The organism is Actinomyces mediterranea (assembly GCF_900155595.1).
Lineage (GTDB): Bacteria > Actinomycetota > Actinomycetes > Actinomycetales > Actinomycetaceae > Pauljensenia > Pauljensenia mediterranea.
Genome location: NZ_FTPB01000004.1, coordinates 221,958 through 238,421 on the forward strand (window position 1 = coordinate 221,958; position 16,464 = coordinate 238,421).

General features: G+C 61.7%; 14 protein-coding genes. 8 read left to right on the top strand and 6 right to left on the bottom strand.

Translation table 11 applies throughout. The annotated features are described in order from the left end of the window. The first annotated feature begins 74 nt into the window (after window positions 1-74). The 4 genes from BQ7471_RS05000 (at window position 75) to BQ7471_RS05015 (ending at window position 7,408) form a co-directional block, all read left to right on the top strand. Window positions 75-3,020, top strand: coding sequence for a glycoside hydrolase family 3 protein (locus tag BQ7471_RS05000; protein ID WP_205408255.1), 2,946 nt, complete (start codon window positions 75-77; stop codon window positions 3,018-3,020). 199 nt (window positions 3,021-3,219) lie between these two features. Beyond that, window positions 3,220-5,637: a glycoside hydrolase family 3 C-terminal domain-containing protein gene (locus BQ7471_RS05005; protein WP_235821241.1), complete on the top strand. Its 2,418-nt coding sequence runs from the start codon at window positions 3,220-3,222 to the stop codon at window positions 5,635-5,637. Between the two features lie 33 nt (window positions 5,638-5,670). Next, window positions 5,671-6,276, top strand: coding sequence for a hypothetical protein (locus BQ7471_RS05010; RefSeq protein ID WP_076464695.1), 606 nt, complete (start codon window positions 5,671-5,673; stop codon window positions 6,274-6,276). 112 nt (window positions 6,277-6,388) lie between these two features. After that, on the top strand, window positions 6,389-7,408 hold the full coding sequence (locus tag BQ7471_RS05015; RefSeq protein ID WP_076464697.1) for a glycosyltransferase: 1,020 nt from the start codon (window positions 6,389-6,391) through the stop codon (window positions 7,406-7,408). Here the strand turns inward: BQ7471_RS05015 and BQ7471_RS05020 are convergent. Then, window positions 7,401-8,744, bottom strand: a complete 1,344-nt coding sequence (locus BQ7471_RS05020) for an ATP-binding protein (RefSeq protein WP_076464698.1) — start codon at window positions 8,742-8,744, stop codon at window positions 7,401-7,403. The two genes, BQ7471_RS05015 and BQ7471_RS05020, sit on opposite strands and share 8 nt — an antisense overlap. Continuing rightward, window positions 8,744-9,454 carry a LytR/AlgR family response regulator transcription factor gene (locus BQ7471_RS05025; protein ID WP_076464699.1) on the bottom strand — a complete coding sequence of 237 codons (711 nt, stop codon included), beginning with the start codon at window positions 9,452-9,454 and terminating at the stop codon, window positions 8,744-8,746. The genes BQ7471_RS05020 and BQ7471_RS05025 overlap by 1 nt, the downstream gene beginning before the upstream one ends. A gap of 203 nt (window positions 9,455-9,657) precedes the next feature. Between BQ7471_RS05025 and glf the strand changes: the two genes are divergently transcribed. The 4 genes from glf to BQ7471_RS11100 all read left to right on the top strand — a co-directional run bounded on the left by glf (window position 9,658) and on the right by BQ7471_RS11100 (window position 13,091). Further along, window positions 9,658-10,800, top strand: coding sequence for a UDP-galactopyranose mutase (gene glf / locus BQ7471_RS05030; RefSeq protein ID WP_076464700.1), 1,143 nt, complete (start codon window positions 9,658-9,660; stop codon window positions 10,798-10,800). 63 nt (window positions 10,801-10,863) lie between these two features. After that, window positions 10,864-11,073, top strand: a complete 210-nt coding sequence (locus BQ7471_RS05035) for a hypothetical protein (RefSeq protein WP_076464701.1) — start codon at window positions 10,864-10,866, stop codon at window positions 11,071-11,073. 258 nt (window positions 11,074-11,331) lie between these two features. Beyond that, window positions 11,332-12,942 (top strand): sodium-dependent transporter, encoded by a 1,611-nt coding sequence (locus BQ7471_RS05040; RefSeq protein WP_076464703.1) that lies wholly within the window; start codon window positions 11,332-11,334, stop codon window positions 12,940-12,942. Continuing rightward, on the top strand, window positions 12,939-13,091 hold the full coding sequence (locus BQ7471_RS11100; RefSeq protein ID WP_076464705.1) for a methionine/alanine import family NSS transporter small subunit: 153 nt from the start codon (window positions 12,939-12,941) through the stop codon (window positions 13,089-13,091). The genes BQ7471_RS05040 and BQ7471_RS11100 overlap by 4 nt, the downstream gene beginning before the upstream one ends. 29 nt (window positions 13,092-13,120) lie before the next feature. On the opposite strand, the gene BQ7471_RS05050 is transcribed toward BQ7471_RS11100, so the two are convergent. From BQ7471_RS05050 to BQ7471_RS05065, 4 genes are all read right to left on the bottom strand, one after another. Continuing rightward, on the bottom strand, window positions 13,121-13,996 hold the full coding sequence (locus BQ7471_RS05050; protein WP_076464707.1) for a TrmH family RNA methyltransferase: 876 nt from the start codon (window positions 13,994-13,996) through the stop codon (window positions 13,121-13,123). Next, window positions 13,993-15,051, bottom strand: coding sequence for a quinone-dependent dihydroorotate dehydrogenase (locus BQ7471_RS05055; RefSeq protein ID WP_076464708.1), 1,059 nt, complete (start codon window positions 15,049-15,051; stop codon window positions 13,993-13,995). Before BQ7471_RS05055 ends, BQ7471_RS05050 begins: the two co-directional genes overlap by 4 nt. A gap of 18 nt (window positions 15,052-15,069) precedes the next feature. After that, window positions 15,070-15,579, bottom strand: a complete 510-nt coding sequence (locus BQ7471_RS05060) for a hypothetical protein (RefSeq protein ID WP_076464710.1) — start codon at window positions 15,577-15,579, stop codon at window positions 15,070-15,072. A gap of 230 nt (window positions 15,580-15,809) precedes the next feature. After that, window positions 15,810-16,406, bottom strand: a complete 597-nt coding sequence (locus tag BQ7471_RS05065; protein WP_235821242.1) for a DUF3043 domain-containing protein — start codon at window positions 16,404-16,406, stop codon at window positions 15,810-15,812. Between the last annotated feature and the right edge of the window lie 58 nt (window positions 16,407-16,464).

The following is a 16,464-nucleotide window of genomic DNA, read 5'->3' on the forward strand; positions in this document are numbered from 1 at the left end:
GTGCGGGCGGGTCTATCGCCCACATACGGCTTGCAACAGTCGACCCGCACAACATCTGAGCTGAAGGAGGAAACGTGGCTAGTACAAAAAAAGCTCCGATGACGAATAAGAAGTACATGGCGATCTGGATCCCCGTCCTTGCCGTCGTCCTCATCCTCGTCGTCGTCGCCAACATTGCAATCGGTATTTTCGATAAATGGATCGGATCCCAAATCGGGTCCGGAACCTATACGGTGTCGAACTCTCCCGAGGGCGAGACCTGGGACACCGACTACTACACTGCCGACTACGGCGGCATTGACGACCTCAATGCCGCTGCATTCGAACTCATCGAACAGATTGAAGCCGAGGGCATCGTCCTGGCGAAGAACGAGGGCGAGGCCCTGCCCCTGACGACGGGCGCCAAAGTTACTATGCTCGGACGCTCGGCCGCCGAACCGATCTACGGCGGCTCCGGTTCCGGTTCCGTCGACACGACCACTGCGGTTGATGCGCGCGCAGGCCTCGAGAACGCCGGCTTCGAGATCAATGACACCGTCTACCAGACCATTAAGTCCTACGCCGCTGAGAACGAACGCGCCATCATTGAAATGGACAGCCCCGCCACATCGACCTACTACATCGGTGAACTCCCCGTCAGCCAGTATGAAGCTGTCGAATCCTCCTTCGCAGACTACAGTGACGCCGCACTCGTCTTCATCGGCCGCGGTGGCGGTGAAGGCGGTGACCTCGCTCAATCCATGGAGGGATGGGACGACAACTACACCGACGGCCAGCACCAGCTCGAACTCAACAAGGACGAGCAGGATCTGATCGCCTTGGCGAAGAAGAATTTCGACACCGTCATTGTCGTCGTCAATTCATCGACCACAATGGAACTCGGCACACTCCACAACGATGCCGATATCGATTCGATTCTGCTCATCGGCTCTCCCGGTCTGTCCGGATTCAACGCCGTCGGTCGGGTCATCGTCGGCCAGGTCAACCCCTCCGGTCGCACCACCGATATCTGGGCCGCCGACTTCACAAAGGACCCGACCTTCGTCAACTTCGGCGACTACAAGTACGACGACCTTGACGCCACGTACACCGCCTCGGCTCTTGCGACCGCAGCCTCTAATGCCACAGTGACGAAGGACGCCCCCTTCGTCAACTACCAGGAGGGCATCTACATCGGCTACCGCTACTACGAGACGGCAGCCGTGGAAGGCTATATCAACTACGATCAGGCAGTCGTCTTCCCCTTCGGATACGGCCTGAGCTACTCCAATTTCTCTCAGAGGGTCGTATCCCAGAACTTCGGCGATATCGATGGTGAAATCACCGTTGACGTCGAGGTGACCAACAACGGCACTACAACCGGCAAGGACGTCGTGGAGCTCTACTACTCCGCCCCCTACACCAAGGGAGGCATCGAGAAGTCTGCCGTCGTCCTCGGGGCATTCGCCAAGACCGGCGACCTCGCTCCCGGCGCCTCACAGACCCTGACCCTCGCCTTCAAGGTTGAGGACATGGCGTCCTACGACTACAAGGACGAGAAGGCGTACGTCCTTGAAGCCGGCGATTACACGATCACCGTTCAGTCGGACTCCCACACCGTCGCCGAGGGCACGGAGCCTATGATTTATACGGTCGCCGACACCATCGTCTACGACGAGAAGAACCCCCGTTCGACCGACGCCGTTGCCGCGACGAACCAGTTTGACGACGTCTCCGGCGAGTTCACCGACGACGCTTCGCAGACGGACAAGATCCGCAACATGTCGCGCGCCGACTTCGAGGGGACCTTCCCGACATCGCCGCTGGGCACCGATCTCATGCACGCGTCCGACGCGGCGAGGGCCGGATTCGCCGAATACGATGTCAAGGCCGCTGCGGCGGCTTCTGACGCTGAGATGCCTGCAACCGGTAAGACCTCGAGTCTGACGCTCATCGACCTGCGCGGGCTGTCCTATGACGATCCGAAGTGGGATGAACTGCTTGACTCCCTCACCGTTGATCAGATGACGAATATGCTCCTCAACGGCGCATACAACTCTGCGGCAATCGAATCCATCGCGAAGCCCGCAGTCGTCGACCTCGACGGTCCCGCCGGATTCTCCTCCTTCATTAACCAGTCCGTGAACGGCCCGGCCTACCCGTCGGAGTTCACCATCGCGCAGACGTGGAATGTGGACCTCGCCAAGGCCATGGGCGCCATGGTCGGCAACGAGTCCCTGCTCAAGCAGGTTTCCGGATGGTACGCACCCGCGATGAACCTGCACCGCAGCCCCTTCGCTGGCCGCAACTTCGAGTACTACTCGGAGGATCCATACCTGTCGGGCGAGATGGCCGCAGCCGTCTCACAAGGCGCCATCGAGAAGGGCCTGTACACGACGCTCAAGCACTTCGCCCTCAACGACCAGGAAACGAATCGCGTCAATAACGGCGTCGCATCCTGGGCGAATGAGCAGGCGATCCGCGAACTCTACCTCAAGCCCTTCGAGCTCGCCGTGAAGAACGTGTCGACCGAGATCATCTACATCTGCGATGACCATGGCAACACATCGACCACCGAAATCGGCGGCCTTGCAGTGATGAGTTCCTTCAACCGCATCGGTGCGACCTGGGCGGGCGGGTCGAAGCCCCTTATGACGAATGTTCTGCGCAACGAGTGGTCGTTCACGGGCTTCGCCATCACGGACTTCAACCTGTACAACTACATGAACCCGAACCAGGGCATTGATGCCGGCACGGACCTCACGCTGTCCTTCGCTCCGTCGAAGAGCTACTCGGATACGAAGTCCGCGCACGCCGTGTCAAATATCCGCAATGCCACGAAGAACATCTTGTACTCGGTGGCGAACTCCAATGCGATGAACGGCCTGGCACCGGGTGCAACAGTCACCTACACGCCTCCAATGTGGAAGTACATCCAGTACGGCGTCTCCGCGCTGTTGATCCTTCTCGTCGCAGGCGGAGCATTCGCAGTGGCGCGCCGTGTCAAGCGCACCAACGCCGCTCGGACAACAGTCGAGTGATGACTGGGACGAGTGAGTGACTCACCTTCGGGCGGCGCCCCTGCGCAGGGCGCCGCCCGAAGACAAAACATCAAGAAAAAACGACAAGCCATGCATTGTCGGTCGAAATCCACGCCGAACAACGCGTTTGATAAGAACAACGGTTGGTCGACGATGCCGACCGATCCCAATGCAACGGCGCTCACGAAGGGACAACGACGTGGCCTCCATCGATGCACACGATCTCACGCTGCTGGAAGCAGCCTCCTTACTGTCAGGGTCGAGTGAATGGGACTCGCGCCCCCTGCCCGGACGCTCCATCCCCTCCTTCGTCATGTCGGATGGACCCCACGGCGTGCGCCGTCAGCTCGGCACCGGCGACCACCTCGGCATTGCCGCCTCTGAGCCCGCCACCTGCTTCCCGACCGCCGCTACCGTTGCGAACTCGTGGGATCCCGAACTCGCCGAGCAGATGGGCGCCGCACTGGGGCAAGAGGCCCGCGCCCTTGGCGTCGACGTCCTCCTCGGCCCCGGCCTCAATATCAAGCGCTCCCCGCTGTGCGGACGCAACTTCGAGTACTACTCCGAAGACCCGGTTCTTGCTGGGCGCATGGCCGCCGGCCTCGTCCGCGGCATCCAATCAGAGGGCGTGTCCGCATGCCCCAAGCACTTCGCAGTGAACTCCCAGGAACTGCGCCGCATGTCATCCGACTCCATCATTGATGAACGGACAATGCGCGAAATCTACCTGACGGCCTTCGAAATCGTCGTCCGCGAAGCGAAGCCCCGCACCCTCATGTCCTCCTACAACCTCATCAACGGCGTCTACGCCCACGAGAACCACCACCTGCTCACCGAGATCCTCCGCGACGAGTGGGGATTCGACGGCATGGTCGTATCCGATTGGGGAGGCTCCAACACTGCAGTGGGAGCCGCGAAGGCAGGCGGAAGCCTTGAAATGCCAGCCCCCGGGCTGTGCGGCACCCGCGCCATTGTCGCGGCCGTCGAATCCGGCGAACTCGGCGCCGAAGACGTGTACGCCCGTGCTCAGGAAGTCATCAACATCGCGGTTGCGGCCCCGTCCAATGGTGAACTGCCCGCTCTCGAGGCCGACGCCCACCACGCACTCGCGCGCCGCGTGGCAGAAGAATCCATCGTACTCATGCGCAATGAGAATGCGACCCTCCCACTCGCTCCCTCCACGAAAGTTGCCGTTATCGGGGATATGGCGAAAACCCCCCGCTACCAGGGATCCGGATCCTCCCAGGTGAATCCGATTACGCTCGAAACAACCCTCGACGTCATCTCCGACTTCCCGCTCGACGTCGTCGGCTACGCCCAGGGCTACGACCGTCAAGGCGCCAAGAACGACGCCCTCGCCGCTGAAGCGGTGACGCTCGCCGCCCGGGCCGACATTATCCTCGCCTACATCGGGCTCGATGAACTCTCCGAATCCGAGGGCCTCGACCGCTCGCATATGCGCCTCCCGCAGGTCCAGATCGACCTTATCGATGCCCTCGAAGCAGTCGGAACCCCGATCGTGGTCGTCCTGTCCACGGGTTCCTCCGTCGAAACCCCCTGGGCGGAGAAGACGGCGGCCATCATCCACCAGTCCCTGTCCGGACAGGCCGGTGCGAGTGCGGCCCTCAAGGTGCTCACCGGAGAAGTGAACCCGTCGGGACGCCTCAATGAGACCTACCCGATTCGCTACGAGGACACTCCCACATCGGGCTGGTACCCCGCGACGCAGCAGCTGTCCCACTACAAGGAGGGCCCCTTCGTCGGATACCGCTACTTCACGACGACGAAGACGCCCGTGGCCTATCCCTTCGGATTCGGAATGTCCTACTCGACCTTCGAATACTCGAATCTGGTCGTCAACGCCGAGGGAGCCCACTTCATCCTCACGAACACATCCGACAGGGCGGGAGCCGAGGTCGCTCAACTCTATGTGTCGACCCCCGAAAGCGCCTGGGGACCGGTGCGCCAGCTCAAGGGATTTACGAAGGTCCGCCTTGAACCCGGAGCGTCGGCTCGAGTCGTCATCCCCTTCGACGACTACACCTTCCGTCACTTCGACACGGCCTCGAACACATGGGTGCGCACAGCGGGAGAGTGGACGGTATCCATAGGGCGTAATGCCGATGAGATGGTCGAATCCGCCCCCTTCCGGGTCGAGGGCATCGAGCCCTCCGCTCCGTCGGCTCTCGGCCACTACCTCACCGGCGAAGTCGACCTCGCCACCGATGAAGAGTTCGAAGCGCTTCTTGGACACCCCATCCCCCGACAGATGACGAAGAACGTCCTCGATGCATCGGATCCACTGTCCTCCATGGAGCACGCGAAGTCCGCCCTCGCCCGTTTGGGCGCGAAGATGTTGTTCAAGCAGAAGGAGAAGGCGGATGCGACGGGCGAGCCCGACCTCAATGTCCTCTTCGTTCTCAATATGCCGTTCCGCGCCATGGCGAAGATGACGCAGGGAGCCGTGTCCGATCAGATGGTCGATGGAATCGTCGACATCGTCAATGGTCACTTCTTCCGCGGCGTCGGTGCCACCGTCGGCGGTTTCTTCTCCAATCGCACGGCGAACGCTCGAACGCAGCGCGATATCGACGCCGCCTCGACCGCAGCCGAGTAATCCCATCCCACACAACTGTCAGGAAGAACAACTATGGACACATTGAAGAACTGGTGGAAGAACTTCGCCGAGAAGCACGAGACCGCCTCACAGTTCATCGTCTTCTTCATCCTCTCTAACGGTGTGACGGTCCTTCAACTAGTGCTCATGCCGGTATTCAAATGGATCTTCTCCTTCACATCGCTACAGGGAACCCCCTTCCAATTCTTACCGGTCGGCAACTCCGGGGGTGAGACCGTCTACCTCTTCGACTACGCAGCGGGAGCGATCCAGGCTGACGGTTCCGGCGGCGGCCTGTCATACTTCCTCGCCGTTGAGATCACCCTCCTCATCGCCCAAGTCATCAACTTCTTCGCACAGCGCAACATCACCTTCAAGTCAAACTCGTCGGTATGGCGCGCGGCATTCTGGTACGCCCTCGCCTACGTCATCATCACGATCGTCGCAGCTGCGCTCCAGGTCATATACAAAGAGCCGATCTACTCGTGGTGCAAGGGCGCCATGGGTGCTGGAACGGGTGAGACCGTCGCCGATATCATCACGATGATCATCAATTCGGCGATCTCCTTCTGGGTGTTCTTCCCCATCTTCAAGCTCATCTTCACGCAGGCCCCCGAGACGGAGGAGGCCACTGCTTGAGGCCATCTGAGCGGGGCGGTTCGGACATTTCTGAGTCGCCTCCTATCCTTAGATGATGCGCCCCGAGGACGCCCCGATACGACCCGGGTCTTGATTGAAACAGGAAGACACTATGCCCGAGCAACAGCCGCTACTCTCCGTCATCGTCCCCTCTTACAACTCCGAGTCCTATCTCGATCGTGCGATGACCTCCCTCGTTGACTACCGTGACGAGGTCGAAGTGCTCATCATCAATGACGGATCGACGGACTCAACGGCCGAGCTCGCAGATCGTTGGGCGGCGCAGTACCCGACATGCGTGCGCGCCATCCACCAGGAGAACAAGGGGCACGGCGGGGCCGTCAACACGGGCGTCGGAGCGGCGACAGGCACTCATATCCGAGTCGTCGACTCCGACGATTGGGTGGACCGCTCGGCCATGAACCACGTGCTCGACGTCCTGCGCGCCGAGCGTGAGGCGGGCCGTGAACTCGATCTGCTCGTCACGAACTACGTCTACGAGAAGCAGGGCAAGGCCCACAAAGCGGTCGTCCGATTCCGCAATGTCCTTCCCACGGGCCGCACCATCGGCTGGGACGAGGTTCGCCGCTGCCGCTACAACCAGTACCTCATGATGCATGCGTTGACGATGCGCACCGACCTCGTGAGACAGTCGGGGCTCAACCTGCCCGAACATACTTTCTACGTCGACTTCCTCTATGCCCACACGCCCTTCCCCCTGATCCGCACAATCCGATACCTCGACGTCGATCTGTACCGGTACCTCATCGGCCGCGACGACCAGTCCGTCAATGAGAAAGTGATGATCTCGAGACTCGACCAGCTCATGACGGTCAATCGGGCGATGGTCGACGCCATCCCCGCTCAGGGGAGCGTGCCGGAGAACCTGTACCGCTACATGATCCACTTCCTGCGGATCAACTGCGTCGTGTGCACCATCATGGCGCAACTGTCGGGAACGCCCGAGCATCTCGCTATGAAGGATCGCCTCTGGGAGGATCTGGAGAGAGCGAACCCCGAGGCTGCGGCTCATGTCACACACGACCTCCTCGGCAGGGTCATCCGCATGCGCAGCCGTACCTTGCTGCGTGCGGGCTACGCCATCGCGCGTTCCGTCGTGGGCTTCAATTGACCGGTCTCTTCGCGTCATTGCCGACGGGCGTCGTATTGGGCAGGAGCACCGTGAGCGTGAACCACTGCCCATCCGTGCTCGTCGTCACCTCGCCGCCGTACTTCTTCGCTGTCCATCGGATCGACTTGACGCCGAAACCGTGACGCGCCCGATCGGGCTTGCGCGTCAATAGATTGCCCGCTGCGTCTATGGACAACGCGCCCTGATACCAGTTCTCCACGCGAATCACGACCATCTCGCCCATCTGGTGGAGAGCGACTTTAATGATGCGGCGTGAACGGTCGGCGACTTTCTGAGAGGCCTCGATTGCATTGTCGAGGGCATTCCCGAAGAGGGTGGCGATGTCCATCGAGCTCATCGCCGACAGGAGCTTGCCGTCGGCGACGGCGGTGAATTCGATATCTGAGGCGATACAGACCGACGCCTTCGAGCGCAGGATCACGTCGAGGACGGGATTGCCGGAGTGGAATTGCGTTCCCAAGTCGGAAATGGAGCGCTCGAGCTCCTCGAAGGTCGCATCCCGGGACTCGGGGTCTATCTCTGAGCGCAGCAGCACGAACTGATGCTTGAGGTCGTGGTGCGCGCGGCCGATCGCCTCGAAGTCCGCTTTCGACTGGAGGTACTGATTGTGCTGCGCATCGAGCATCGCGTGGATCGATGTGAGTTCCGCGGTGGTGCGCATTTGGATGATGCGCTCGTTCTGAGCGTAGAGGGCGGCCAGGCCGCACAGGTCGACGAGGGTCCGGATGTAGAAGATCTCCGGACCCAGGCGACCGGAGAAGGGAGTCGACGTGGACACGAAGGACAGGTTCGACATGGAGAAGGTGACGACGGTGATGAAGAAACCGATCCATAGGTCCGACTTGTCGAGGGCGAGAGGCTCATCGTGGGTGATATTGCGCCTCTCGAGCAGTGCCCACACAGTCAGGAGCAGCGCGAAGGAGCATAGCATGATCGTGAGCATGGGGAATGAATAGATGTCGTGTCGGGAGGTGAAGAACACGGACAGCTGCCACTGCAGCGATGCGATGAATTCGGCGAGGATGAACGCCCTGAAGGTGAGATGCCAGGTGGACACGAGGTCCAGTCGCGACAGCAGGTGGATGGAGGCCGCCATGAGGCAGAAGGCGCCGAGCATCCCCGGAATCCACAATCCCACGGGCAGAGCATCCGCCAAGAATTGAAAGGCAATGAGGGCTGCGAGGGACGCGGGCGCGATGAGCGCAGTCCGTGAAAAGAGCTTCGCCCTCGTGATGAGGAAGACGTAGGTGATGCACGCACCCCATTCGGCGATCCCAGTGTAGAGGCGCGGAATATCGGGGAGCGGCTCGTCCATCAGCGGATCCCGCCCGCGTAGGTGGCAAGGGCGGTCATGAAGAGCTTCTTACGAGGCCGGGAGATCCTCAGATCCATGCCACCGGTCATGATGCACGACTGATCGCGCACCCCCTGCACATGCGCGAGGTTGACGAGGTAGCAGGAGTTCGAACGGAAGAAGTCGTGTCCGTCGAGCTGGGCCTCCATGTCCTTGAGGGTCCCGGAAATCGAGTAGGCGCCATCAACCGTGTGGATCTCGAGACGGTGCTTGACGGATTCCACGTAGACGACGTCCTCGATGGATAAGCGGATGACGTCGGTGCCGGACTGGATGATGAGGGAGGAGTTCTTGCGCTTGCGGACGGTCGCGATGGCGCGGGTGAGTTCCTGCTCGAAGGCGAACCAGGGGAGGGGCTTGAGCAGGTAGGAGGTCGCGTCGACCTCGTACCCTTTGATGGCGAATTGGGGGGAGGAGGTGATGAAGACGAGGACGACCTGCTCATCGATGGAACGGATGTGCTTCGCCGCACTCATGCCGTCGACGTCGGGCATCTGGATGTCGAGGAGGATGATGTCGAAGCGGGGCCGGTAGTTCCGCACGATTTGCGAGCCGTCTTCGAAGACCGATACGTCGAAGGACTCGTCGTGCTCTGATTCATACCTGGTGAGGTAGTCAAGGATGAGTTTGCGACTGATAGCGTCGTCTTCAACAATGCCCACGCGGATCATGGATCCCCCTCGCTTCGGCTTCACGGTCAATCGCGATGCGACTCCCAGTGTATGCGAGGACAACGTTTTCACATGCTATAGCCGTTCTTGAGACGGTCGTAATGAGGCGAAAGGCTTACTCCGTAATGAGTCGCATGCCCTATTTCCATGAGAGCGCTGCCGCGTAGGATGGGGGAATTGTCACCGCAAGGAGAGGACTCGCAGTGGATCTCATCGTCGTCGGCTCAGGCTTTTTCGGATTGACCGTTGCGCGCCAGGCTGCAGAAGAATTCGGCATGGGCGTGACCGTCATCGAACGGCGCGACCACATCGGCGGCAACGCATGGTCGTCCATCGATCCCGACACGGGGGTCGAGGTCCACCGGTACGGCACCCACCTGTTCCACACCTCTAATGAGCGCGTGTGGGATTACGTCAACCGCTTCACCTCTTTCAACTCCTACCAGCATCGTGTCTACGCGAACTACCGTGGTGAGATCTATCCGCTGCCGATCAACCTCGGTACCATCAACCAGTTCTTCCGTGCCGCCTACTCGCCCGACGAAGCGCGCGCCCTCGTCGCCGAACAGGCTGCCGAGCTGGGCGGCAAAGAGCCCGCCAATCTCGAAGAGAAGGCGATCAGTCTCATTGGGCGCCCCCTCTATGAGGCGTTCATCAAGGGCTACACGGCGAAGCAGTGGCAGACTGACCCGACGCTGCTCGACCCTGCGATCATCTCCCGCCTGCCCGTGCGCCTCACCTACGACAACCGCTACTTCCGCGACACCTACGAGGGGCTTCCCATTGACGGCTACGGCGCCTGGCTCGAGCGTCTCGCCGACCACCCGAGGATCGAGGTGCACACCGGCCTCGACTTCTTCGACGACTCCCACGAGTTCTCCAAGTCGAGGACCGTCGGCCAGATCGGCGTCGTCTACACGGGCGCGGTGGACCGCTACTTCGGATACGAGGCGGGCCGCCTCAAGTGGCGCACCCTCGATTTCGAAACGAAAGTCGTGGAAACCCCCGACTACCAGGGTTGCTCCGTCATGAATTACTCCGACGAGGACGTGCCTTTCACCCGGATCCACGAATTCGCGCACCTCCATCCCGAGAGGGAGCGGCCCGGTGCGACGAACACCGTCATCATGCGCGAGTTCTCGCGATTCGCGACGGGCGACGACGAGCCCTACTACCCGGTGTCGGATCCCTCGGACCGCGAAATGCTCGCCGCATACCGCCAACTCGCGCAGGCGGAGGACAAGGTCCTCTTCGGAGGGCGCCTCGGATCGTACAAGTATCTCGATATGCACATGGCGATCGCCTCCGCCCTCAATCGAGCCGACGAGGTCGTCTCCACCTGGTGACCCACGAGGGCCGGGCTTCGAACGCGCCACCCGTGCCCGCGTGGATCCCGGTACTCTGCCCGCGTGGGCACCATTATCTGGAGAATCTGCGCGATCGGCATCGTCATTGCGATCGGATGGACGGTAAGACGCTCGGGCGTCGTCGCCGCCGGGTCGGGCATCGGATACGCCCTCGTCTCGATCATGACGACCGTCGTTCGCAACCCCATGGTCATCGCCGCAACGATCGCCTGCCCCATCGGAATCGCGCTCGATATGACGCCGAACTCATGACTGTCATGATCATGGCGGGCCTGTCGACCGCCTAGAATGCGCTCATCGCGGCGACGAGGGCGGGCAGCGGGATCCGCATCGCGTAGGGGACGGTTCTCGTCACGACGCTCGCATCACTGCTGTTGACGGTGGCCACCGCGTGGATCTTCCATGTCGTGTTGGGGCTCTGATCGGCGCGCTGTCTACGGTATGGACGGTCATTTGACATCCATTACCAGCCGATTACCCTGGGTGCGATTCCTGAGAAGGAGAAATCCCATGTCAACACTCACTGCAACGACCGAGCATCCCGGACGTTCCGATACATGGACCGGCCAGACGGGTTTCCTGCTCGCCGCGATCGGTTCTGCCATCGGTCTGGGAAATATCTGGCGCTTCCCCGGAGTCGCTTACTCTAACGGCGGCGGCGCCTTCCTCGTCCCGTACCTCGTCGCCATCCTCTTCGTGGGCATCCCCATGCTGTGGCTCGACTATGCACTGGGCCATAAATTCCGCGGGTCACCGCCGTGGGCGTTGCGGCGCCTCAAAGCCGGAGGCGAGTTCATCGGCTGGCTCCAAGTGTTCGTCTGCTTCGTCATCCTCATCTACTATGCCGCAGTCATCGCCTGGGGAGCGCAATACACCATCTTCTCAGTGAATCAGGTGTGGGGTTCAGACCCCATGGCCTTCTTCGTCTCCGACTTCCTCAAAACGGTCGACTCTGACACCTTCTCGTGGACGCCGGTCCTCGCAGTAATGATCCCCCTCGCCCTCATCTGGCTGTTCGTCCTTCTCATCATTGGGCGCGGCCTGTCGAAAGGTGTTGAAGCGGCGAACAAAGTCTTCCTGCCCCTGCTCGTCATCCTCTTCGTCATCATGGTCGTCCGAGCTATTTTCCTTGACGGAGCCGTCGACGGGCTCAACGCCTTCTTCACACCCCAGTGGAGTGCACTCGCCGACCCGAAGGTCTGGCTCGCCGCCTTCTCACAGGTCTTCTACTCGCTGTCCGTCGGTTTCGGTATCATGCTGACCTACGCATCCTATCTCAAACCGAAGACGAATCTCACGGGAACCGCACTCGTCGCAGGGTTCGCAAACTCCTCCTTTGAGATTCTTGCCGGTATCGGCGTCTTCTCGGCCCTCGGCTTCATGGCACACACTCAGGGCGTTGCCGTTGCAGATCTCGATGGCCTCACCGGTCCGATCCTCTCTTTCGTCACCTTCCCCCAGATCGTGTCGATGATGCCGGGCGGGTCGCTTTTCGGCGTCCTCTTCTTCGCTTCCCTTGTCCTCGCAGGGATCACATCGCTGCTCTCTCTCCTCCAAGTCGTCTCCGGCGGCCTGCAGGACAAGTTCGGTTTGAGTCCCGTCATGGCCGCCCTCGCTTTTGGTATTCCTGCAATGGTTTTGTCGCTGTCCCTGTTCGGAACCCGCTCGGGCCTGAACAATCTGGACATCATTGACAACTTCATCAATAACATCGGCGTCGTGTCGACGGCCGTGCTCATGGCGATCCTCGCAGGGCTGTACGCCCCGCGTTTGAAAGGGCTGCGAAACCATCTCAATGCCGTGTCCTCGGTGAAGGTGCCGCGCGCGTGGGACATCCTCATTGGCGTCGTCATCCCCGCGGTTCTCATTTTCATGCTGTTCTCCGCAGTCGTCGGATACATCACCGATGGTTACGGTGGTTTCAAGACGAGTTTCGTTGTCATCCTCGGCTGGGGCTCTGTCGCCTTCGCTATCATCGCATCGATCGTGTTCACCCTCATCCCGTGGCGCCATCATGCGGTATCGGCTGAGACTGTTGCCGCGATCATCGGCGATGACGCGAGTCCGGCATCTGATGCGCTCGACGCATCGACTGGAGTTGTGGAAGGAGAATACCGATGAGTGCAGCAGCCGTTGTGATGATGCTCGTGACGATCCTGCTCATCTGGGGCGGCCTGGTCGCCTCGGTCGTCCTCTTGAAGGTGCTGACAGTCCCCGGCGATGATGAGGACGCAGTTCCGGCTCCTCGCGTCGCAGACTCGCAAGAGTAGGATGCGCCGCCCCCGCGCATTTCGTGGCGTCAGGGGCGTGCGCCCCCTACGCCCCTGGTCGCCCAGAAGACGACTGCGGATGCGGCCGCGACATTGAGGGAGTCGACTCCACCGGACATGGGGATCTTCACGACCGCGTCGCACTCATGCACGGTCCTGCGATGCAGGCCATGGCCCTCGGTCCCCATGACGAAGGCGACTGCTGAGTCGGGCGAGGAGCACACCGGGGAGTTGACGAAGTCGTCGAGGCTGATGGAGTCATCCGATAGGGCGAGTGCAGTGACGATGAATCCCGCATCGTGCAGATCGTCGATCGCGGGCCAATAGGGGAGTCTCGTCCACGGCACTTGGAAGACGGTGCCCATGGAGACCCTCACGGAGCGTCGGTACAGGGGATCGGCACAGCTCGGTGTGACGAGGACGGCATCAACGCCGAGGGCGGCGGCGGAGCGGAACACTGCGCCGACATTCGTGTGATCGACGAGGTCCTCAAGGATGACAACCCTGCGCGCGGGGGCGCCGTCTCGCGCCGTCGCGAGCAGGTCGGCGAGCGCGGGCAATTCGGGGCGCTGCATCGCCGCTAACGCACCCCGGTGGAGATGGAAGCCGGTGATCTCTTGAAGCAGGGCCTCATTTGCGACAAAGATCGGCACATCAGCGCCATCCGCGGCGCCCGTCGACTCTTCAATGAGTGGAGCCAAGCCCTCCAGCCAGCGGGGAGCCATGAGGAAGGAGCGCGGACGGTGACCGATCTGGAGGGCGCGCATGATGACATTCGTGGATTCGGCCATGTAAAGGCCCCGCTCGGGTTCGAAAGCGGATCTCAGGGCGACGTCTTTGAGGGACGTGTAGTCCGCGAGGCGGGGATCGGAGGATAGATCCGACGTCTCAAGGGGGATGATCATGAGCGGATCCGTGCAAGAGCCCGATTGACGTGCCCCGGCCAGGAGGGGCCCTCAAAGACGAAAGCCGTGAACGCCTCCACCAAGTCTGCGCCCGCGTCGAGCATCCGCAGGGCGTCGTCCTCGGTGAAGACTCCGCCCGCTCCGATGAGGATCTGATCATCGTCGAGATGGTCGGCGACGAGTCGAACCACCTCAAGGGCCCGGGATGCCAGAGGCGCACCGGACACTCCGCCCTCGCCGAGCTCGTGGGCGATCGTCGTATTCGTCGCGACTATGCCTGCCAGGCGGAGCTCCTTCGTCAATTCGACGATCTCAATGATCTCCTCGTCGTCGAGATCCGGTGCGATCTTCACGAATAGTGGGATCTGCCGGTCGACGGCATCCTCGCATCCGCGCCGGGCGGCCTCCAGGATGGGGCGAAGGTGTTCGACCGATTGCAGGTCCCGAAGCCCGGGGGTATTCGGAGAGGAGACATTGACGACGACGAAATCGACCCACGGCGCGAGCGTACGCGCACAGTACTCGTAGTCTCCGGCGGCGTCCGCTTGTGGCGTCGTCTTATTCTTTCCGATATTCGTTCCGACGATCGCGCAGCGCCCCGCCTTCGACCGCCGCAGCTTCTCGAGGCGCTGAGCCGCCGCATCCGCGCCCTCGTTGTTGAACCCCATGCGGTTGCGCAGGCCCCGCGCTTCCATGAGCCGCCACAGGCGGGGCCGCTCATTGCCCGGCTGGGGGCGGGGCGTGATCGTTCCGACTTCGACGAAGCCGAAGCCGAGGGCGGTGAGTCCGAGCACCGCCTGAGCGTCTTTGTCCATCCCGGCTGCGAGGCCGAGTTTGCCGGTCACGAGCCGATTGCCGAGGAAGACCTGGCGGCGCTGGGCCAGTTCATGAGTCGGAATGGCATCGAGATGGCCGATCGTGGCGCGCATGAGGCCGCGGGACAGCGGGCAACGCCCGGCGGCGCTAATGGCCCCAAGCCCGACGTGATGAGCCACCTCCGGATCCGAGTAGTGGATGAGGTGCGTGAACAACCAGGAGTACGCTGCGCGGATCATGCTTCAAGAGTAGGCGCTCTAGTCCCACCAGAGCCACCATGCCAGGTCATCTGCATGTGTGGGCACTGCGATGATCTCGTCCGGCATTGCCCGTGCGCCTCTCAGAGGCAGCCCTTCTTTGAGGCGCGGCCACGCCAAATGTGCAACGGGCCCGTGGAGGCACGGAGCGGGCAGGCCATCTTGCGCGGGGATGAAACACCCGTCGATGCTCAGTCGCTCATCCCAGCGGGGACTTTTGACGATATAACCGGACAACAGGACGCCCGGCCGCTTGATGGCGAGTGTCAGCAGTTCGGCAACAGTCGGCCCGTTGTTCTGTCGATCCGCCAAGTTCCCCCGCGGCAGGATCTCAACGAGCGCTGCGGCCTCGTCGGCGCCGACCCCCTCGAATCTCGCGAAGTCATCGGCGAAGGACGGGGCGCACAGGCACGGGGCAATGAGGGAGGAGACTCCGCAGTCGTCGATCCACCCGGCGGGGCCGTACAGGCCCGGGGAGGAGGCGAGGGGGAGTGGTATGGCAGTGGACACGGCTTTTCCTTTCGACGCCTCCACTCCATCACCGGACCCTGCGGGTCGAGAACCCCGGGAGTGCGTTCCTGTGGATGCCCGCCGCACGCGGCCCGATCCTGTGAATGGGCAAGTATGGTGATAATGAACCGCAAGCGTCGTCGACTCGCACCGATCGGGCGCACGCCGTCTCACGCAGATGGGGGCCGCGCGAACTCGACCCCTCATCTAATGCGCCTGTATGTCGTGCGCTACTTCTTCGCCACTTTCGCCCCTGGGAACTCGCCGCGCTTGACCTGCGGCTTCGGGCTGCGCCAGCGCCTTGCCATGATCATCCGCGAATAGCAGTAGTACCAGGTGCCCTTGATGATCTCCTCATTGGGGAAGCGCTCGCGGATGCGGCGTTTGAGACGCTGCCACACGATGACGCCCTCGACGATGGAGATCCCGAACAGGGAGTAGAGGGCGAGAGTTACGCAGATCGTCGCATATGCGGACAGAGTCGACTGAGACGGGTCGAAGAGGGAGGCCGCCATCATCGCAACGAGGAAGAGGATCATGAGGGGGAGGAGGAACTCCGAGAATGACCAGCGCGCATCCACCCAGTCGCGCACATAGCGGCGCACCTTGCCCTTGTCGCGCAGCGGCAGGTAGCGCTCATCCCCGGTTTCGAGGGCGTGCTGCTCGCGCTGGAACTGCGCATCCCTTTTCGCACGTGCCTGCCTCTTCGCCTCTTTGCGATCTGCTGGCACGAGCGGGCGGGCATTACGCGCCTCGGCCTCCTTGCGTGTCGGCGTGGGGCGGCCCTTCTTGCCAGAGGCCGACGGCTGCGTGTCGTTGTTAGACACCTGGGATCTCCTCATGTCTGCGCGTGAGTCGGATTATCACCTTAGGCTAGCCGATGCG